The sequence below is a fragment of the Bradyrhizobium canariense genome (genome assembly GCF_019402665.1).
Taxonomy (GTDB): Bacteria; Pseudomonadota; Alphaproteobacteria; order Rhizobiales; family Xanthobacteraceae; genus Bradyrhizobium; species Bradyrhizobium canariense.
The window spans coordinates 1-16,936 of sequence record NZ_VSST01000056.1 but is presented as its reverse complement, the minus strand read 5'-3'; the positions used below and the strand labels follow the sequence as shown (position 1 = coordinate 16,936).

Here is a 16,936-nt window from a genome sequence, read left to right as displayed (position 1 = left end):
TTGACCGTTGCCTCCGGCCTATTTTGATGTACCACGGGAGCCACACGGCCCATCCCATAGGCTCCAACGGCCAGGGAAGGGTCCCGCCCAAGGTCGAGACTCAAGAAAAGCATGTTCAAACGCATTCTGATCGCCAATCGCGGCGAAATCGCCTGCCGGGTCATCAAGACCGCTCGCCGCATGGGAGTTCAAACGGTCGCCGTCTATTCCGAGGCCGACCGCGACGCTCTGCATGTCGAGATGGCCGACGAGGCCGTGCTGATCGGCCCGCCGGCTGCGGCCGAGAGTTATCTGGTGATCGAGAAGATCGTGGAGGCCTGCCGCAAGACCGGCGCCGAGGCCGTGCATCCCGGTTACGGCTTCCTGTCCGAGCGCGAGGCGTTTCCGCGCGCGCTGGAGGCGGCCGGCATCGTCTTCATCGGCCCCAACCCGGGCGCGATCGCGGCGATGGGCGACAAGATCGAATCCAAGAGGGCTGCCGCGAAGGCAAAAGTCTCGACCGTGCCCGGCTATCTCGGCGTCATCGAGGACGCCACGCACGCGGTCAAGATCGCCGACGAGATCGGCTATCCCGTGATGATCAAGGCCTCCGCCGGCGGCGGCGGCAAGGGCATGCGCATCGCGCATTCGACCTCCGAGGTCGCCGAGGGCTTCAACCTCGCCAAGGCCGAGGCCAAGGCCTCGTTCGGCGACGACCGGGTGTTCATTGAAAAGTTCATTGTCGATCCCCGCCATATCGAGATCCAGCTGCTCGGCGACAAGCACGGCAACGTGATCTATCTCGGCGAGCGCGAATGCTCGATCCAGCGCCGCAACCAGAAGGTCATCGAGGAAGCGCCGTCGCCGCTGCTCGACGAAGCCACCCGCCGCAAGATGGGCGAGCAGGCGGTCGCACTCGCTAAGGCGGTGAATTACGACTCCGCCGGCACCGTCGAATTCGTCGCGGGGCAGGACAAGAGCTTCTACTTCCTCGAGATGAACACGCGCCTCCAGGTCGAGCATCCCGTTACCGAGCTCGTCACCGGCGTCGACCTCGTCGAGCAGATGCTCCGCGTCGCCGCCGGCGAGAAGCTCGCGATCACGCAGAAGGACGTCACGCTGACGGGCTGGGCAGTGGAGTCGCGTCTCTACGCCGAGGACCCGTTCCGCAACTTCCTGCCCTCGATCGGTCGTCTGGTGAAATACCGTCCGCCGGCGGAAGCGAGCCAGGACGGCATCACCGTGCGCAACGACACCGGCGTGCAGGAGGGCGGCGAGATCTCGATCCATTACGATCCGATGATCGCAAAGCTCGTCACTCACGCGCCGTCGCGCGCGGCCGCGATCGAGGCGCAGGCCACCGCGCTGGACTCGTTCTACGTGGACGGTATCCGTCACAACATCCCGTTCCTGTCGGCGCTGATGCATCATCCGCGCTGGCGCGAAGGCCGGCTCTCCACCGGCTTCATCGCCGAGGAATTCCCCAAGGGCTTTGCCGTGCGCGTGCCGGAAGGCGAGGTCGCACGGCGGCTTGCCGCGGTCGGCGCCGCCATCGATCACGTGCTCGGCGAGCGCAAGCGGCAGATCTCGGGTCAGATGGGCGGCCGCATCGTGCAGCGCGAGCGTCGCCGTGCGGTCTGGCTCGACCGCCAGGAGATCCTGCTGGAGATCGCGCGCGAGGGCGAGGCGGTCGCGGTGCGTTTCCTCGATGCCGACGGCAGGGCCGGCAATGCGCATCTGTTGCAGTCGCCGTGGAAGCCAGGCGATCCGGTCTGGCAGGGCACCATCGACGGCCACGTCGTCGCGGTGCAGGTGCGCCCGATCGCGAACGGCATCCGCCTCGCGCATCAGGGCGTCGAGGTGCCGGTCTATGTCTGGACCGAAGCGGAAGCAGCCTCGGCGCGACTGATGCCGGTGACCACGGCTGCCGACACCGGCAAGAAGCTGCTTTGTCCGATGCCCGGCCTCGTGGTCTCGATCGCGGTGACCGAAGGGCAGGAGGTCAAGGCCGGCGAGACGCTCGCGGTGGTCGAAGCCATGAAGATGCAGAACGTGCTGCGCGCCGAGCAGGATGGTACCGTGAAGAAGATCCACGCCACCGCCGGCGCGACGCTCGCGGTGGACGCGCTGATTTTGGAGTTTGCGTAGGGTTTGGGGGGACTCTTGCGAGGGGTCCACTGACTTCGTCATTGCGAGCGCAGCGAAGCAATCCAGACTGCCTCCGCTGAAAGATTCTGGATTGCTTCGCTGCGCTCGCAATGACGGTGTATGTTGCGGCTGCGTCGCAACAGTTGAGAGGGCACCATGGCCTTTCGTTCCCGCCGCGAAAAACTGCGCTCGATCCTGTCGGGCGGGACTTGCGTCCATCCCGGCTCGGTCTACGACGCCATCTCGATCCGCATCGCCGAGGATCTCGGTTTCCCGCTCGGCATGTTCGGCGGCTCGGTGGCTTCGCTCGCGGTGCTCGGCGACCCCGACATCACGCTGATCACGCTCACCGAGCTTGCCGAGCAGATGCGGCGGATGTCGCGTGCGGCGGCACTTCCGGTGCTGGTCGATGCCGATCACGGCTATGGCAACGCGCTCAACGTGCGCCGCACGGTGCAGGAGCTGGAAGCGGCGGGTGCCGCCGGCCTCACCATCGAGGACACGCTGCTGCCGGCTGGCTTCGGCGAAGCGAAGACGCAGCTGATCTCGCTGGAGGAGGGCGTCGGCAAGATGAAGGCGGCACTCGACGGCCGCGGCGATCCCTCGCTCGTCATCATGGGTCGCACCGGTGCGGCCTCGATCACCTCGATCGAGGATGCGATCCGCCGCGCCAGAGCTTATGAGGCTACCGGCGTCGATGCGCTGTTCTTCACCGGCATCAAGTCGCGCACCGAGCTCGAGGCGGTCGCATCCGCCACGCGCCTGCCGATCGTGCTCGGCGGCGCGCCGGAGGAGTTGAACGTGCTCGAATACCTTGCTGGCCAGCGCGTGCGCATCGCGCTTCAGGGCCACGCGCCGATCGCGGCCGCAACGCAGGCCGTCTACGAGACGCAGAAGGCGCTGCGCGACGGCACTGCGCCGAAGAATCTCAAAGGCCTTCCGTCGTCGGACTTGACCAGCCGCGTCACGCGCGAGGCCGAGGTCAAGGCGCGCAGCGCCGATGTCCTCGGACTGAAACAATGAGCCGGGCGATCCTCCAGGTCATGATCCGCGGCCGCGTGCAGGGCGTCGGCTATCGGGCCTGGCTCGAATATCAGGCGACGACGTGCGGCCTCGAAGGCTGGGTCCGCAACCGCCGTGACGGCAGCGTCGAAGCGCTGTTCGCGGGACCGCCAAAGCACGTCGCCGACATGGTGGCGCTGTGCCGCCACGGCCCGCCGTCCTCGCGCGTCGACAATGTCACCAGCGAGACGGCCGACGTCGATGAGCTGAACTTGCGCCGGGCAGGGGAGGCGTTTTCGGTGTTGCCGACGGTGTAGCTGAAGAATTACCGCGGCAGCTTGGCGATCGCTTCGCTCAATTCGTGGATCTCGTAGGGCTTGCGCAGGATCGGGAAATCGCCGCGCACGCCGGCGGCGACTTCGCTGTAGCCGGTGGCGAGCAGGATCGGCAGGCCGGGGCGGATCTGGCGGAGGTGATGGGCGAGGCTGAGTCCGTCCATCTTGCCGGGCATGACGATATCCGAGAACACGAAGTCGACGCCGTTCTTCTCTATCTCGCTCAAAGCGGCTTCGGCGTCCGCGACCCGGCGCACCTGATAGCCGAGCTGCTCCAGAAGACCGATGCTGACGGCGGCGACGTCCGGATTGTCCTCGACTAGCAGCACCGTGCCGCTGCCTTGGAACGCCGGTTCTCCCGCCGCCTCGCGCGACGGTTCGTCTTCTCCGCGCGGCAGGAGAATGGTGAAGGTCGTGCCCTTGCCGAGCGCGCTCGCGACCCGCACCGTGCCGCCGGCCTGATGGGCGAAGCCGTGCACCTGCGAGAGACCGAGGCCGGTGCCCTTTCCGATCGGCTTGGTTGTGAAGAACGGCTCGAAGATCTTGTCGAGAACGTCGGAGGGAATGCCGAGGCCGGTATCGCTGACGTCGATCGCGATGAATTGGCCCACGAGGGGGTCCTCGTCGAGCACGAGATTGCGCGCTGCGATCGTCACCGTGCCTCCGTCGGGCATCGCGTCGCGGGCATTGATGACGAGGTTGAGCAGCGCGGTCTCGAGCTCGGAAACGTCGGTCCTGATCGGCCAGACGTCGCCGCGGACGTCGAAGGCCAGGCGCACGGAGCTGCCGACGCCGGCATCGAGCACCTCGCGGATCGCCGCGATGCGGTCGGCGAAGTCGATCGCCTGCGGATTGACGCTCTGCCGCCGTGCGAAGGTGAGGAGCTGGTTGGTCAGCGCCGCGCCGCGCCTGGTGGCGGTCTCGATCGCCGAGATCGCGCGCTGCAGCTTGGCTTCGTCGTTGGCCCCTCGCTTCAGCATGTGCAGGCTGCCGCTGATGATCATCAGGAGGTTGTTGAAGTCGTGGGCGACCCCGCCGGTGAGCTGGCCGAGCGCATCGAATTTCTGGGATTCGGCGAGCTGCTTCTGCATCGCCTCGAGCTTGAGCTGGGTGTTGCGGCGCTCGGTGATGTCGCGCGTGATCTTGGCGAAGCCGACCAGCTCGCCGGCCTCGTAGATCGGATCGATCACGACGCTCGCCCAGAAGAAGGTGCCATCCTTGCGGACGCGCCAGCCTTCCTCCTCATAGCGGCCCTTTTCCCGCGCGATGCCGAGTGCACGGGCGGGCTTGCCGTTGGCGCGGTCGGTCTCGGTGTAGAAACGGGAAAAGTGCTGGCCGAGGATCTCCCCAGGCGAATAGCCCTTGATGCGCTCGCCACCGATGTTCCAGCTGGTGATTCTCCCGGTGGGATCCAGCATGTAGAGCGCGTAGTCCGCAACTCCTTCAACTAACAGGCGGAAACTGCGTTCGCTTTCGAACAAGTCCCTCTGCTGACTAGACTTCTCGACCATTCCCGGACCCTGCCTCAACGGGGGCAAACGCAGCACGTGGCGGATTGTTCCCGGAGGTTGAAACATTTTTAGGCAACATTGCGAGCCCGTATGCAGGACGCAAACCAGCAGACGCTCGCAGCGTTAGAGGCGATCTTGTAAACGGGGTCAGACCGCCGCCACGCTCCGAAACGTCGCCGCCACCGCGCGCAATGCCGCGAGCTTGGCGGGATCGCTGACCTTCGAATGGAGCATCACCTTCGAGCTGCCGAGTTTTGGCAGCTTGTTGGCGAGGCCGACATCGACCAATCCGGGAGGGGCGATCCGCCGCGCCAGCGGTGCGATTGCAAGTCCGGCAAGTGCGGCCGCGACCACTGCCGTGACGCCGCCGCCGACAAAACGCTCGCGCCAGGCGAGGCCGGCCTTGTCGAGCGCGCGTACGGCGATGGCGCGGACCCCGCAGGGCGGAGCGAGCGTCGCGAGCGGCAAAGGCTGCCCCTTGGGCACGGTGAAGCGTCTCGATGCGAACCAGCCGAATTCGTCCTCGGCCAGCTTCTCTCCGCCGCGTCGGCTGCCTTCCTGGCGCACGATCACCGCATCCAGTTGGCCAGCATCATAGGCCTCCTGCATCTCGCGCGAGAAGCCGATGGTGACGGCGAGCGTGAGGTTCGACGACATCGCATGCAGGCGTTCAAGCAGCGGTACCAGCTCCGGCCCCGCAGCATGGTCGGAGATGCCGAGCGAGAGCGACTGCGCGACTGAGGCCTCGCCCGATAGCGCGCGATCATGCGCCGCGATCAGCGCGCGGGCGCGATCGAGGAACGTCGCGCCGTCTGCCGTGAGCCGGACCGCGCGTGGCGAGCGCTCGACGAGACGTTTTCCCAGCAGTGTCTCCAGCCGCTGCAGCTTGAGGCTGACGGCCGCCTGAGTCGTGCCAAGCGCTTCGGCGGTCCGCGTAAAACTCTGGAGGTCGCCGACCAGCAGGAAGGCCTGGACGGTGGCGATATCGAGCGTTGCTGTCATTATGATATCTTATCACTGGTATCAACAGAGATAAGATACCAAAATGTCGATGGCGGGTCTAGCTTCTCCCCAACGCCGCGCAACACCTGCGCGACATCCGAGGAGAACGACCATGCCGCTGATCACCGTGTCCTACACCACCTCCCGCCAGTCGCCCTCCCTGAAGGCCGACATCGCGAGCGCCGTGTCCGAGCTCACCGCCAAAATCCTGCACAAGGATCCTGAGGTCACCGCCATCATCGTGAAGTCGGTGGAGGCGGGCGACTGGTTCGCCGGCGGCAAGTCGCTCGCGGAGCAAAAGCTCGCGAGCTACTGGATCGACATCCACGTCAGCGAAGGCACCAACACCAAGGACGAGAAGGCCGCCTATCTCGCCGCGATGTTCCAGCACATGGCCGGGATCCTGGGCCCGCTGCATCACGAGACCTATCTGCATGTCGACGAGGTCAAGGGCGACGCCTATGGCTTTGGCGGCCTGACCCAGGAGCGGCGCTACATCGCCGGCAAGCTCGAGGTCTCGCCGGAGAAGGCATGAGGAGCGAGGCCGCGGGTGAACAACCGCACCCGCGGCCTCAACCGGCTGCCAGGGATCGTCAGCTCGCTATGCGAAACTGAACTTCGTCCTTGTTCAGGAAACAGGTCTTGTCGAACAGCTTCACGTCGAGCGGGTTCGGCAGCCTGACATCGTCCAGGTCAGGGCAGGGCTTGAGCGAGGGATCATAGGAACGGTCGATCTGCGAGATGAAGACAACGATCAATCCCTTGTCGCGCGCGAATGCTTTCAACGCGCGCACCTGAACGGTGAGGTCGGGATTTTCCCGCCGCTGGTCGAGCAGTTGCAGATAGTCGATCACCACGACCGTGCCGCGCGGTGCTGCGGCCATCTGCTTGACGACGTAGTCGGCACTGATGACGTCGGAGCAATCGACCTCGAAGAGTTTTTCGAATTGCGCTGGGTCCGCGCCGATCACCCGAAAACGATCCAGAACGTCTTTCTCGGTGTATTCGAGCGAGAAGAACGCGGCGCGGTGGCCCGACCGCATCGCCTCCACGGCAAGCGCGAGGCTCATCAGGGTCTTGCCCTGGCCAGGGCGCGCGCCGACCAGCACCAGGTCACCCGGTTGGAATTGCAGGAAAAGCCGGTTGGCGGGCGTCGCTGCGGCCGCTTTCGCCGCCAGGATGCTCCAGGCGGAAAACCCTTCCGTCACGGCGATGCGGTCGAGCGCATCGTGCAGCGGAATGCCTTCCCCGCGGGACAGGCGCTTCGCTCTTCGCTTCAGATGATAGATGGGTGCAGACAGTCTCATCGCTAAAACCTCCCATTGCGAGCTGAAACGCAACCCCTCCTTATGCCTGGCGCTCGAACAGTCGGTCCGATGATCAATTCGCCCGGTATGAAATGTACTTTCCCGGCGGAGGGGGGAGGCGTGGGCGACACCGGAATCGAGCGTAGCTGATTCCGGGTTTGCGGAGAATGAGAGAGACCAGAAGTTAGGCCGCCGCTTCCGGCACAAGCGCCCGGGTCGGCCCGAACAGCTCCTCGAAGGCCTGCCGGAGCGCGACGTCGACATCGGCCATCGTCACGAGCTGGCCGAGATCGACCAGCGAGGTGACGCCGTAGCGGGGATCGGCGACGCCGCAGGGCACGATGCCGGCGAAATGCGACAGCTCCGGCTCGACATTGATGGCGATGCCATGAAACGAGACCCAGCGCTTCAGCCGGACGCCGATGGCCGCGATCTTGTCCTCGTGCTCGGGTCCCTTGTCGGGCCGCTTCACCCAGACACCGACCCGGTCCTCGCGCCGCTCGCCACGGATGTTGAAGGCGGCGAGTGTCCGCAGAATCAGCTCCTCCAGGCTCGCGACATAGGCCCGGACGTCCGGGCGCCGGCGCTTCAGGTCGAGCATGACATAGGCCACGCGCTGGCCGGGCCCGTGATAGGTGAGCTGACCGCCGCGCCCGGTGGCAAAGGTCGGGAATCGGGCATCGAGCAGGTCGGTGGCCTTGCCCGAGGTGCCGGAGGTGTAGAGCGGGGGGTGCTCCAGCAGCCAGACCAGCTCCGGGGCTTCACCGGCCGCGATCGCCGTGACGCGCGCCTCCATGTCAGCCACGGCCTCCGGATAGGGCACGGGCGCGTCCGAAATCCGCCACTCCACGGGCTCGCCGGAGGAGGCGGAAAACGACGTCAAATCGAGCTCTTGACGCTGGTTTTGGAGGGGGTTTCGAGGTGAATTAACCATTGGCTAACCATAACCAGGTGATGATCGCAGGCGCAAATTCCAAGTCCCTAGTCCTAGTCCCAAGTTGCGGTGGTCCTGAAGTGCCTACTCTCGACAAAGTCACCGTGGATCTCATGGTCGTCCTCGGGACGACCACCATGCCGATCCATCAGGTATTACGTCTTTCCCGCGGCGCCATCATCGAGCTGGACGCAACCGAGGCCGACGAGGTCAAGGTTTTGGCCAATAATCTGCCGGTCGCCTCCGGCGTCGTGCTGGTCGACCGCAACCGCATCGCGGTCGAGGTCAAGCAGATGCTGCCACGTATCCCGGGCACGCGGTAGCGGCCTGGGCACGCAGTAGCGGCCCGAGCAGGCGGAAAAGGCCGATCCCGGCGCAAGGAGCCGGAACTTTCCTGCCAAGCTTGTGGAATTCAGGGCCTTTGGAGGCTTGTACCCCTCTGGCGGATTTGTTAGATCGGCGCCGTTGATCCGGTTGGCCTTCAAGCCTCAAGCCGGCATCCCCAAAAGCGCTCGTGGCGGAATTGGTAGACGCGCTGCCTTGAGGTGGCAGTGAGTAAAATCGTGGGGGTTCGAGTCCCTCCGAGCGCACCAAGCAAACAGACACGCGAGGGATCTTTTCGCGATCTTCAGTGCCCGCCAGGTTCGCACTACGAACCCTGGCATGGGGCCTCCAGAAGTCTCCGATTTTTGATCTCCCGGCCGAGGGTTCGCTCCGTCGGCGCGGTCCTCGTTCGCGACCCGTCATCACTGCGGCAAGGTCAGCAGGAGCCACGTGCCCGCGGCCACACAGGCGATGCCGGCAGCGCGTGCAATCCAGCGTCCGACCGGCGTGACTTTCTCCAAAAGTACAAGCAACGATAAAAGCGCGATCCAGAGTACGTTCATCACGCCGCCCACGAACAACAGCGCCATCAAAACCCAGCAGCAGACGACACAATAACCTCCATGCCGAAAGCCCAGCAGCACGCATCCTCGCAGCTCGCTGCGAAAGCCGCCGTGGCGCATCAGGAATAGAAACGGCGACTGGCATTGGGCGAGACAGACGTCTTTGAGCCGCGTCCATTGATAGATGCCCGCCGCGATCAGCACGATGGCGCCAAGCACGTTGCTCGCGATCGCCATCCGGGAATTCAGCAGGGCGGCCCGCTCGATCGCCCATTGGAGCAAGGTGGCTGCCAGCGAAAAGCCGCACCAGGCGAAAAGATAACCGGCGGCAAACCAGCCGGTCGCGGCGAATGGCTTGCCTTGCGCTTTGCCCTGTCGGCCTACGCGGGCGTACATCAGGATCATGGGCGCGGCCGAGGGAGCCATCATTCCGATCATCATCACCGCCCACATCAGGAACACATAGGCGAACTCGATCGTTCGCCACGGCGCGTTGGCCGGCAGCATGATTCCGGTCCCGGCCGGGATCATCCGGAACTCGGTCATGTCCATGCCGCCCATGTCCATGTCGTTGGCGAGCCAGAGCACATAGCTCCATGCCAGCGCGACAATGACGCCGATCGCGCCGCCGACGATCCAGCGATCGCGCCGCAGCACGGCTTCCATGGGGCTGTCCGTCATTTGCGATCGATGTTGTGCGATCGATGTCGCCGGCCGCCGATGCAGGCCGGTATCGGGAGTTGCATCACACCTGGTTCGACCAGCGGATCGGCGCATAGAGGCCGTTTCTGCCGGAATTATCCCAGCGCATGCCATGATCGCTGAAGGTATTGCCGGCGGCGCCAACGGCCATCACCATTGCGTCGGGGCTGACCGGATGGCCGATGTTCGTCCACATCTCGCCGCTCGGATGCATGGTCGGTAGCGGATTGACCGACATGTGCAGGATGCCGGGGATTTCCGCGGACCGCGTCTTGCCGTCGATCCGGAACGTGATCGGGACCTTGCGCACCCCGAGGTTCTTGCTGATCAGCGGCGCGAACGCAGCCATGGGACCACCGGCGCCGCCGGTGAAGATTGCAGCCAAGGCCTCGGTCTGGTCATCGTTGGCGCGCTGATCGATATAGGCGGCGACCGACCAGTCTCCGTCCGCCATCACCCCAGGTGCGTGGAGGATGACGAGCACATTCAGCTCATCGAGCGCGATATCGCCATAGCGGCCGGTCTCGATGTGGAAGATCAGCGGTACGTTGCAGAAGCCCTCAGTCGGTCGCGCGGTCAACGGGGGCGCCGCCGACACCAGGCAGGGACACACGATGCTGCAACTGCAATTCTCGAAATAGTCACCGGAAAGGTGCCATGGGACATCCGCCACTGCTGTCTCCCGCTTGGCCGAACCCGATAGATGCTTTCGAATGAGCTACGTAGAGTTGAAAATTACGCTTGGTTGGGAAGCGGCGCAAGCCGATTCCACCGACGCCGGGCTTCTCTGGATTGGTCCGCGTCGGCAAGCACTTCCTCCGGCGCGGATGACCGGGGAACGATGGCCGTCGGAATCGCATTGCAGTCGGTGAGCTCGCTGCGGAAATGCCGGCTCCCGGCGCGCGGCCATGTTCCTGATGGTGAAAGACGATGAGAGACAGCGCGTCGGAAGTGACCGACATCAGCGACGCCGTTCACTTGTGCATCGACATGCAGAACATTTTCGCTCCTGGCGGTCTCTGGGAGACGCCATGGATGGCGAGGGTCTTGCCGACGATCGCCTCGATCGTTTCGCGCCATCAGGCCAGAACGATCTTCACGCGATTCATCACGCCCGAGGACCCGGAAGATCGGCCCGGACAGTGGCAGCGCTATTTTCGTCGCTGGCGCGAAGCGACCCGCAAACATCTGCCGCCATCCGGTCTCGAACTCGTGCCGGCCCTGAGCGGCTTCGTTCCGCCGGCTGTCGTCATCGACAAGCCGGCCTATTCGGCATTCAGCAATCCCGGCCTCGCGAGCCTGCTCGTCGAGAAGAACGTCGGCACAGTCGTGATCACGGGCGCAGAGACTGACGTCTGCGTGCTCTCGACGGTCCTGAGCGCCGTCGATCTCGGCTTTCGGGTCGTCATCATCGAGGATGCGCTGTGCAGCTCGTCCGACGTCGGCCATGATGCGCTCATGACGATGTACCGCACCCGCTTTCACGGCCAGGTCGATCTGATGACCGCCGAGGAATTGGCGGAGTTCTGGCGGGAGTAGGGGACGATCCGCTCAATTGACATTGTCGCCGAGCATGTTGTGGAAGGCGGTGGCGACGGCGGCAATGCCGCTGGCGCCGTGCATCAGCGCGATCTCGCCCTGCTGCTCGTGGCGGATGGCGTGGGCCATCACACGCAGGCGCAGATCGCCGCCGCTATGCCACATCTGGTCGGCCATCTTGACTGCGCCTGCGTGATGCTTGCTCATCGTTTCGACGAACAGCGTGTCGAATCGGTCCGCCGGCGCGGCCTTGACCTGCCGCATCTCGGCCTGTGTCAGGAAGCCCGGCATGGCGGCACGTTCGTCCGAGCTGCAATCGGGCATCTCGGTGTCGAACCAGCTCAGCCACCACGTTTCGAAAATCCGGTTCTCGCCGGTCTGGCTTGCGACCATCAGCATCGCCAGCTTTCGCAGATGCGGGTCCTGTGCGCGCTCTGCGGCAATCCGCGCCAGCGCGATGCCCTGGGCGTGATGCGCGGTCATGTGACGGATGTAAGTCTGGTCGGCGTCCCTGTCGCGGCCCATCCACGGCGGCTCGTAACCATGGCTGCCGAACAACGCGGCCGCGCCGAGCAGTGCGATCAAAGCCAGCGCGCCGGTGATCCAGGCGTTGGTGAAGCGAACATCGCGCGCGGGTGCCGCGCCTCGTCTCCAGCGCAACCGGGCGAACAGGGGGTACATCACCGCCGAGGAGCTGTGGACGAGCAGGCCGATCCAGTAGGGCTGCTGCAGCGTGAACAGCGGCTGCCAGAACGGAAACAGCGGCACCAGCACGAACCATTCCATGCTTGACGAGAACACGGCCCAGGGCAGCGCGAGCAGCAGGATCGTGAGCGGCCGCAGGTCGGCGGTCCAGCGCCCGAGCACACCGAAGAACACCAGCGCCCAGGAGAAGTCGGCCCATTGGTGGAAGGCGATCCCGGCAAGGATCGCGCTCCACGACGGCTCCGCGCTGATCGCCCAATCGCGTGCGGGGATGGCGGCCACCGTCATCCAGTCGACGGCGGCATCGCGTCCGATGCGCGCGGCGAAGAGCTGGCTGACGATGGTCGAGAAGGTGCTGCTGATCAGGCCGAGTTCGGCAGCGGCGACCCAGCGCGAGCGTCGCCGTGAGGCGCCTTTATCACCGGTGCGAATTGAATTGGAAATGGTCGACGGCGCGGCGGCGTTCACGTCAGCTGATTGAGTTTCTTCAACGGATTGAGCTCGCTCGGCTTGCTCTGTTCGTCCCGGCCGCGCTCCGCTTGCTCCTTGCCTTCCTCATGGAGATCCTGATCGCCGACGATCTCGCCGACGGCCTGTTTCGCCTTGCCAGCGATCCGCTGACCGAGGCCCTTGGTCTTGCTCATGGTCTGCCTCCAGGCTCACGCCGCCACCCCGGCGCTTGAAGGGGGATGAGCGCCAGGGCCGCGGTTTCGTCTGTTCGGCCTCCGGCAGGGGGGACGTCGGAAGCGTTGAATGAGACTCTCTGACTCGCTGATGGTTCCTCGGCCGTCATCGTGCGTCGAGTGCAATGATCACGCCTTCATTGCCGCGGAGCAGGATGGAGGCGTCCGGCAACGGCTCGGACGGCAGGTCGAGATGCGTGGATATCAGCAGACGGCCGCGACCTTGCCAGTGCCATTTCCGCGGCTCGGCGGCGATGTTGAGCGCAACCAGAATGTCGTTGCCGCCATGCGTCCGCCTGTAGGCCAGAACGTCGTTCTGCGCGCGTAGTGGCTCGTAGCCGCCGTGGCGCAGGCACGCGTGCTCGCGCCGCAGCGTCATCAGCGCGCGAAACAGCGCCAGGATCGAACTTGGGTCGCGCTGCTGCGTGGCCACGTTGGCCGCGCCGTCGGGCGGCTCGAGCGGCAGCCATGGATCGCCGGTTGTAAAGCCGCCGTTGCTGCTGTCATCCCATCGCATCGGCGCGCGTTCGGGATCGCGGCAAAGGCCATACCCCGGCACGAGCTTCTCGAAGGGATCGTGGACGCGGTCGGGCGGAATGGGAACGCGCTTGCGGCCGATCTCGTCGCCCATGAAGAAGAACGGCGTTCCCCGCAGTGTCATCAACAGCATCGCCAGCACGCGCATTTGCGCGTCGCCGATCGTGCTCGCGATTCGCTGCTTGTCGTGGCCACCGATCACCCAGACCGGCCATGCATGATCCGGGATAGCGTTGAAATACGCGTCGATCGTTGCTTGCAGGGACAGCGCGTCCCATTGCGAGTCCAGCAGCGCGAAATTGAGCGGTAGATGCAGGCGCGGTCGGTCGTTGCCGTAGAAGTGGCCGATGCGGTCGGTCTTGCCCTGGACTTCGCCGCACAACATTCGTCCCGGATACCCGTCGATCACCTCGCGGATGAATTCGATGCAATCCATCGTCTCCGGGCGATCGTCGGTAAAGACGGGCGTCTGGCGCTGCGGCGGCGGCTTGCCTTTCGCTCGCGGGTTATGCGGATTGTCGCGCAGCAGCGCGTCCTTGATCAGGACCGCGCTGGCGTCGACGCGGAAGCCGTCGACGCCGCGATCGAGCCAGAAGCGCATGACATCGGCGATCGCGGCGCGCAGCTGCGGGTTGCGCCAGTTCAGATCGGGCTGCTCGACCAGGAAGGAATGGTAGTAATATTGCCGTCGCGCCTCGCACCATTCCCAACCGCTGCCGCCGAAGCGGCTCAGCCAATTGTTGGGCGGGCCGCCATTCTCGGCCGCGTCGGCCCAGATGTACCAATCGGCCTTCGCGCTGTTCCGTGAGCTGCTGCTCTCGACGAACCACGCGTGATCGTTCGCGGTATGGTTGGGCACGAGATCGAGAATCAGGCGGATCTCCGCCGCGTGCAGGGCCTTGAGCAGGCGGTCGAACGCATCGAGGCTGCCGAACGCAGGGTCGATGGAGCAGTAGTCCGAGATGTCGTAGCCGAGGTCGCGGAACGGGCTCTTGGAGATCGGCGTCAGCCACACCGCGTCGACGCCGAGCCATTTCAGATAGTCGATGCGCGATGTCAGGCCGGCAAGGTCGCCCTTGCCGTCACCGTCCGAGTCCTGGAACGAGATCAGTGCGATTTCGTAGATGACGGCGGATTCCCACCACGCACCTTCGTTACGGGACGCCTCGCTCATTGCCTTGCATCACTGTCTTGCATCACCTCGTCGTGCTTCGTCAGGTCCGCCCCGCCGTGGCGTGCGCTGCGATCTGCTTGGCAGCGGTTCGGGCGCCCTCGATGCCCTTGGGATAGCCGCTGCGGTTCGGATACAGCTTGCGCCCCGCATCGCGCGGTGGCCGCCGCGGCTTGGTGTCTTGCGCGGCGCGGTAGTCGAGCATCGCGATGCCGCCGACCATCAGCAGCGCCAGCGCGATATTGCCCTTTTTGGGATTGTCCGCGGTCAGCCCCGAGAGCAGCGCGGCGGCATCGAGGCCGTCACCGCCGACGCGGGCCCACAAGCCGGCGTTCTTGTCGACGGAGAGCGACATGATCCCGGCAAGGATCTCGCGCACGCCGAAGGCGCGGACCAGCGTCTCATGGCCTTCCATGCCCAGCGTTTCCGTGACGCGCCGCGGCGCGAAGAATTCGACGACGCCGAGGCCAATGCTGAACCAGCCGAGCGCACGCGCGAGCTGGTCTTCGGTCCGCTTCAGGCTCGGGCCGCCGGCGACGATCTTGGGGTCGCCCTTGGTGCGAACGATGTTGGAGAAATGGAACATGGATATTGCTCCTCAGGGCTTCAGCACGACCTTGACGCAGGAGTCGCGCTTGTCGCGAAACACCTGATACATCTCGGGGCCTTGGCTGAGCGGGACGGTGTGGGTGATGACGAAGGACGGATCGATCTGGCCTTCCTCGATGCGATGGAGCAGGTCGTCGGTCCAGCGGTTGACGTGAGTCTGGCCGGTGCGCATCGTCAGGCCCTTGTTCATGAAGGCGCCCATCGGAAGCATGTCGGAGAATCCGCTGTACACGCCCGGCACCGAAATGATGCCGCCGGGCCGGCACACATAGATCATCTCGCGAAGAACATGCGGCCGGTCGCTCTCCACCATCACCATCTGCTTGGCGCGGTCGAGCAGCGTGTCGGGCAGGGAGGCCATCACATGCGACTCCATCCCGACGCAATCAATACACTTCTCGGGGCCTCTGCCGTCGGTGAGCTCCTCGAGCCGCTCCAGGACGCTTTCGTTTTCGAAGTTGATGGTGGTGGCGCCGCCGGCTTCGGCCATGCTGAGCCGCTCGGGCAGGCAGTCGATCGCGATCACCTGGTTGGCGCCGAGCAGGATGGCGCTGCGGATCGCCATCTGTCCCACGGGCCCGCAGCCCCAGATCGCGACCGTGTCGGTCGGCTCGATGTCGCATTGCACGGCTGCCTGCCAGCCGGTCGGGAAGATGTCGCTGAGAAACAGCAGCTGCTCGTCGGGAATGCCGGCGGGCACCTTGATATGGGTGGCATCGGCGAACGGCACGCGCAGATATTCGGCCTGACCGCCCGGATAGCCGCCGGTCAGATGCGTATAGCCGAACAGGCCGGCGCCCGAATGACCAAACGCCTTTTCCGCGAGATGACTCTTGCGATTGGTGGTTTCGCAGACCGAGAAATTGCCGCGCTTGCACTGGTCGCATTCGCCGCAAATGATGGTGAAGGGAACGACGACGCGGTCGCCCTTCTTCAGCTTGCCGTCGACGCCGGAGCCGACCTCGACCACTTCGCCCATGGTCTCGTGGCCCATGATGTCGCCGGGCAGCATGCCCGGAATGTAATTGTGAAAGAGGTGCAGGTCCGAGCCGCAGATGGCGCAGCTCGTGACTTTGATGATGGCATCACGCGGATCCTGAATCTCAGGATCGGTGACGGTGTCGCAGCGAATGTCTTCCTTGCCGTGCCAAACCAGCGCCTTCATCTCTGTCCTCCCGCGAGCTACGAGGCATCCAAGTCGAACAACGAACGATGGTTGCTATCGCACGTGGAAAATCTTCGCACCGCACAGTCTTCGGCGGGAGGTTTGCTTCGGCGGGAGGTTTGGCCTGGATAGGAACGAGAGGCGGTTGCAGCCATTGGAGCGTCATCAACGTCATCGCGAGAATACGAGAAGGATACGCTCATGCCCGCCAATCAACTTGCCGTCGTCACCGGCGCCTCCACCGGCATCGGCCTGGAACTCGCAAGATGCTGTGCCCAGGCAGGTTTCAACCTTGTCATCGCGGCGGATGAGCCCGAGATCGAGAGGGTGGCCGTCGATCTCCGCAGGCTCGGCGCCAGCGTCGAGCCAGTCGAGGCAGATCTCGCTACCACCGACGGCGTCGACAAGCTCTGCGCCGCGGTCGGCGACCGGCCGATCGACGCGCTGCTGGCCAATGCCGGCGTCGGCCTCGGCAAGGCATTCCTCGATCAGGATTTTGCCAGGATCAAGCACGTCGTCGACACCAACATCACCGGCACGCTGTATCTGATCCATCGCGCCGGCAACGAGATGCTCCGCCGCAATTCGGGCCGTATCCTGATCACCGGCTCGGTTGCCGGATTCACGCCGGGCAGTTTTCAGGCGGTCTACAACGCCAGCAAGGCGTTTCTCGATTCATTCTCTTTTGCGCTCCGCGAGGAGCTGCGCGACAGCGGCGTC

At 64.7% G+C, this 16,936-nt stretch carries 18 protein-coding genes and 1 tRNA gene; 8 read left to right on the top strand and 11 right to left on the bottom strand.

Annotated elements, in window-relative coordinates:
• Positions 1 to 111: 111 nt before the first annotated feature.
• From FXB41_RS27725 to FXB41_RS27715, 3 genes are all read left to right on the top strand, one after another.
• Positions 112 to 2,127: an acetyl-CoA carboxylase biotin carboxylase subunit gene (locus tag FXB41_RS27725; RefSeq protein ID WP_219684000.1), complete on the top strand. Its 2,016-nt coding sequence runs from the start codon at positions 112 to 114 to the stop codon at positions 2,125 to 2,127.
• A 156-nt stretch (positions 2,128 to 2,283) separates the two neighbouring features.
• Positions 2,284 to 3,150 (top strand): isocitrate lyase/PEP mutase family protein, encoded by an 867-nt coding sequence (locus FXB41_RS27720; RefSeq protein WP_219683999.1) that lies wholly within the window; start codon positions 2,284 to 2,286, stop codon positions 3,148 to 3,150.
• Entirely contained in the window at positions 3,147 to 3,446 is a 300-nt protein-coding gene (locus tag FXB41_RS27715; RefSeq protein ID WP_219683998.1) for an acylphosphatase, read from the top strand. The genes FXB41_RS27720 and FXB41_RS27715 overlap by 4 nt, the downstream gene beginning before the upstream one ends.
• 8 nt (positions 3,447 to 3,454) lie before the next feature.
• On the opposite strand, the gene FXB41_RS27710 is transcribed toward FXB41_RS27715, so the two are convergent.
• Positions 3,455 to 4,975 (bottom strand): PAS domain-containing hybrid sensor histidine kinase/response regulator family protein, encoded by a 1,521-nt coding sequence (locus tag FXB41_RS27710; protein WP_219683997.1) that lies wholly within the window; start codon positions 4,973 to 4,975, stop codon positions 3,455 to 3,457.
• A gap of 147 nt (positions 4,976 to 5,122) precedes the next feature.
• Positions 5,123 to 5,977 carry a LysR family transcriptional regulator gene (locus FXB41_RS27705; RefSeq protein WP_219683996.1) on the bottom strand — a complete coding sequence of 285 codons (855 nt, stop codon included), beginning with the start codon at positions 5,975 to 5,977 and terminating at the stop codon, positions 5,123 to 5,125.
• A 112-nt stretch (positions 5,978 to 6,089) separates the two neighbouring features.
• On the opposite strand from FXB41_RS27705, the gene FXB41_RS27700 reads away from it, so the two are divergent.
• On the top strand, positions 6,090 to 6,512 hold the full coding sequence (locus FXB41_RS27700; protein ID WP_219683995.1) for a tautomerase family protein: 423 nt from the start codon (positions 6,090 to 6,092) through the stop codon (positions 6,510 to 6,512).
• Between the two features lie 58 nt (positions 6,513 to 6,570).
• Here FXB41_RS27700 and FXB41_RS27695 read toward each other — a convergent pair whose 3' ends face one another.
• Both FXB41_RS27695 and lipB read right to left on the bottom strand, forming a co-directional pair.
• A complete protein-coding gene (locus tag FXB41_RS27695) occupies positions 6,571 to 7,284 on the bottom strand; it encodes a DNA helicase (RefSeq protein WP_219684119.1) in 714 nt (237 codons plus the stop codon).
• A 184-nt stretch (positions 7,285 to 7,468) separates the two neighbouring features.
• Positions 7,469 to 8,218: a lipoyl(octanoyl) transferase LipB gene (gene lipB / locus FXB41_RS27690; protein ID WP_219683994.1), complete on the bottom strand. Its 750-nt coding sequence runs from the start codon at positions 8,216 to 8,218 to the stop codon at positions 7,469 to 7,471.
• A gap of 80 nt (positions 8,219 to 8,298) precedes the next feature.
• Between lipB and FXB41_RS27685 the strand changes: the two genes are divergently transcribed.
• On the top strand, positions 8,299 to 8,541 hold the full coding sequence (locus FXB41_RS27685; RefSeq protein ID WP_007603171.1) for a FliM/FliN family flagellar motor switch protein: 243 nt from the start codon (positions 8,299 to 8,301) through the stop codon (positions 8,539 to 8,541).
• A gap of 185 nt (positions 8,542 to 8,726) precedes the next feature.
• A tRNA-Leu gene (locus tag FXB41_RS27680) sits at positions 8,727 to 8,811 on the top strand.
• 153 nt (positions 8,812 to 8,964) lie between these two features.
• On the opposite strand, the gene FXB41_RS27675 is transcribed toward FXB41_RS27680, so the two are convergent.
• Together FXB41_RS27675 and FXB41_RS27670 are read right to left on the bottom strand one after the other, a co-directional pair.
• Positions 8,965 to 9,786, bottom strand: coding sequence for a DUF2182 domain-containing protein (locus FXB41_RS27675; protein WP_219684117.1), 822 nt, complete (start codon positions 9,784 to 9,786; stop codon positions 8,965 to 8,967).
• 64 nt (positions 9,787 to 9,850) lie between these two features.
• A complete protein-coding gene (locus FXB41_RS27670) occupies positions 9,851 to 10,480 on the bottom strand; it encodes a DUF1326 domain-containing protein (protein ID WP_007603175.1) in 630 nt (209 codons plus the stop codon).
• A 257-nt stretch (positions 10,481 to 10,737) separates the two neighbouring features.
• Between FXB41_RS27670 and FXB41_RS27665 the strand changes: the two genes are divergently transcribed.
• Positions 10,738 to 11,346, top strand: coding sequence for a cysteine hydrolase family protein (locus FXB41_RS27665; RefSeq protein WP_219683993.1), 609 nt, complete (start codon positions 10,738 to 10,740; stop codon positions 11,344 to 11,346).
• 12 nt (positions 11,347 to 11,358) lie between these two features.
• On the opposite strand, the gene FXB41_RS27660 is transcribed toward FXB41_RS27665, so the two are convergent.
• From FXB41_RS27660 to FXB41_RS27640, 5 genes are all read right to left on the bottom strand, one after another.
• Positions 11,359 to 12,519, bottom strand: coding sequence for a DUF305 domain-containing protein (locus FXB41_RS27660; protein WP_219683992.1), 1,161 nt, complete (start codon positions 12,517 to 12,519; stop codon positions 11,359 to 11,361).
• Positions 12,516 to 12,695, bottom strand: a complete 180-nt coding sequence (locus FXB41_RS27655) for a CsbD family protein (protein ID WP_007603181.1) — start codon at positions 12,693 to 12,695, stop codon at positions 12,516 to 12,518. The genes FXB41_RS27660 and FXB41_RS27655 overlap by 4 nt, the downstream gene beginning before the upstream one ends.
• Positions 12,696 to 12,840: 145 nt before the next feature.
• Positions 12,841 to 14,445, bottom strand: a complete 1,605-nt coding sequence (locus FXB41_RS27650) for an alpha-amylase family glycosyl hydrolase (RefSeq protein ID WP_219683991.1) — start codon at positions 14,443 to 14,445, stop codon at positions 12,841 to 12,843.
• A 40-nt stretch (positions 14,446 to 14,485) separates the two neighbouring features.
• Entirely contained in the window at positions 14,486 to 15,028 is a 543-nt protein-coding gene (locus tag FXB41_RS27645; RefSeq protein WP_219683990.1) for a hypothetical protein, read from the bottom strand.
• Positions 15,029 to 15,040: 12 nt separating this feature from the next.
• Entirely contained in the window at positions 15,041 to 16,216 is a 1,176-nt protein-coding gene (locus tag FXB41_RS27640; protein ID WP_219683989.1) for a zinc-dependent alcohol dehydrogenase, read from the bottom strand.
• 201 nt (positions 16,217 to 16,417) lie between these two features.
• On the opposite strand from FXB41_RS27640, the gene FXB41_RS27635 reads away from it, so the two are divergent.
• Positions 16,418 to 16,936 (top strand): SDR family NAD(P)-dependent oxidoreductase (locus FXB41_RS27635; protein WP_219683988.1); only part of this gene is annotated, 519 nt, incomplete at its 3' end.

What these genes read in the sequence shown, in the direction of transcription:
- FXB41_RS27725 (WP_219684000.1), top strand. Translation starts at nt 112, where the DNA reads ATGTTCAAACGCATTCTGATCGCCAATCGCGGCGAAATCGCCTGCCGG.
- FXB41_RS27720 (WP_219683999.1), top strand. Translation starts at nt 2,284, where the DNA reads ATGGCCTTTCGTTCCCGCCGCGAAAAACTGCGCTCGATCCTGTCGGGC.
- FXB41_RS27715 (WP_219683998.1), top strand. Translation starts at nt 3,147, where the DNA reads ATGAGCCGGGCGATCCTCCAGGTCATGATCCGCGGCCGCGTGCAGGGC.
- FXB41_RS27710 (WP_219683997.1), bottom strand. Translation starts at nt 4,975, where the DNA reads ATGGTCGAGAAGTCTAGTCAGCAGAGGGACTTGTTCGAAAGCGAACGC.
- FXB41_RS27705 (WP_219683996.1), bottom strand. Translation starts at nt 5,977, where the DNA reads ATGACAGCAACGCTCGATATCGCCACCGTCCAGGCCTTCCTGCTGGTC.
- FXB41_RS27700 (WP_219683995.1), top strand. Translation starts at nt 6,090, where the DNA reads ATGCCGCTGATCACCGTGTCCTACACCACCTCCCGCCAGTCGCCCTCC.
- FXB41_RS27695 (WP_219684119.1), bottom strand. Translation starts at nt 7,284, where the DNA reads ATGAGACTGTCTGCACCCATCTATCATCTGAAGCGAAGAGCGAAGCGC.
- lipB (WP_219683994.1), bottom strand. Translation starts at nt 8,218, where the DNA reads ATGGTTAATTCACCTCGAAACCCCCTCCAAAACCAGCGTCAAGAGCTC.
- FXB41_RS27675 (WP_219684117.1), bottom strand. Translation starts at nt 9,786, where the DNA reads ATGACGGACAGCCCCATGGAAGCCGTGCTGCGGCGCGATCGCTGGATC.
- FXB41_RS27665 (WP_219683993.1), top strand. Translation starts at nt 10,738, where the DNA reads ATGAGAGACAGCGCGTCGGAAGTGACCGACATCAGCGACGCCGTTCAC.
- FXB41_RS27655 (WP_007603181.1), bottom strand. Translation starts at nt 12,695, where the DNA reads ATGAGCAAGACCAAGGGCCTCGGTCAGCGGATCGCTGGCAAGGCGAAA.
- FXB41_RS27650 (WP_219683991.1), bottom strand. Translation starts at nt 14,445, where the DNA reads ATGAGCGAGGCGTCCCGTAACGAAGGTGCGTGGTGGGAATCCGCCGTC.
- FXB41_RS27645 (WP_219683990.1), bottom strand. Translation starts at nt 15,028, where the DNA reads ATGTTCCATTTCTCCAACATCGTTCGCACCAAGGGCGACCCCAAGATC.
- FXB41_RS27640 (WP_219683989.1), bottom strand. Translation starts at nt 16,216, where the DNA reads ATGAAGGCGCTGGTTTGGCACGGCAAGGAAGACATTCGCTGCGACACC.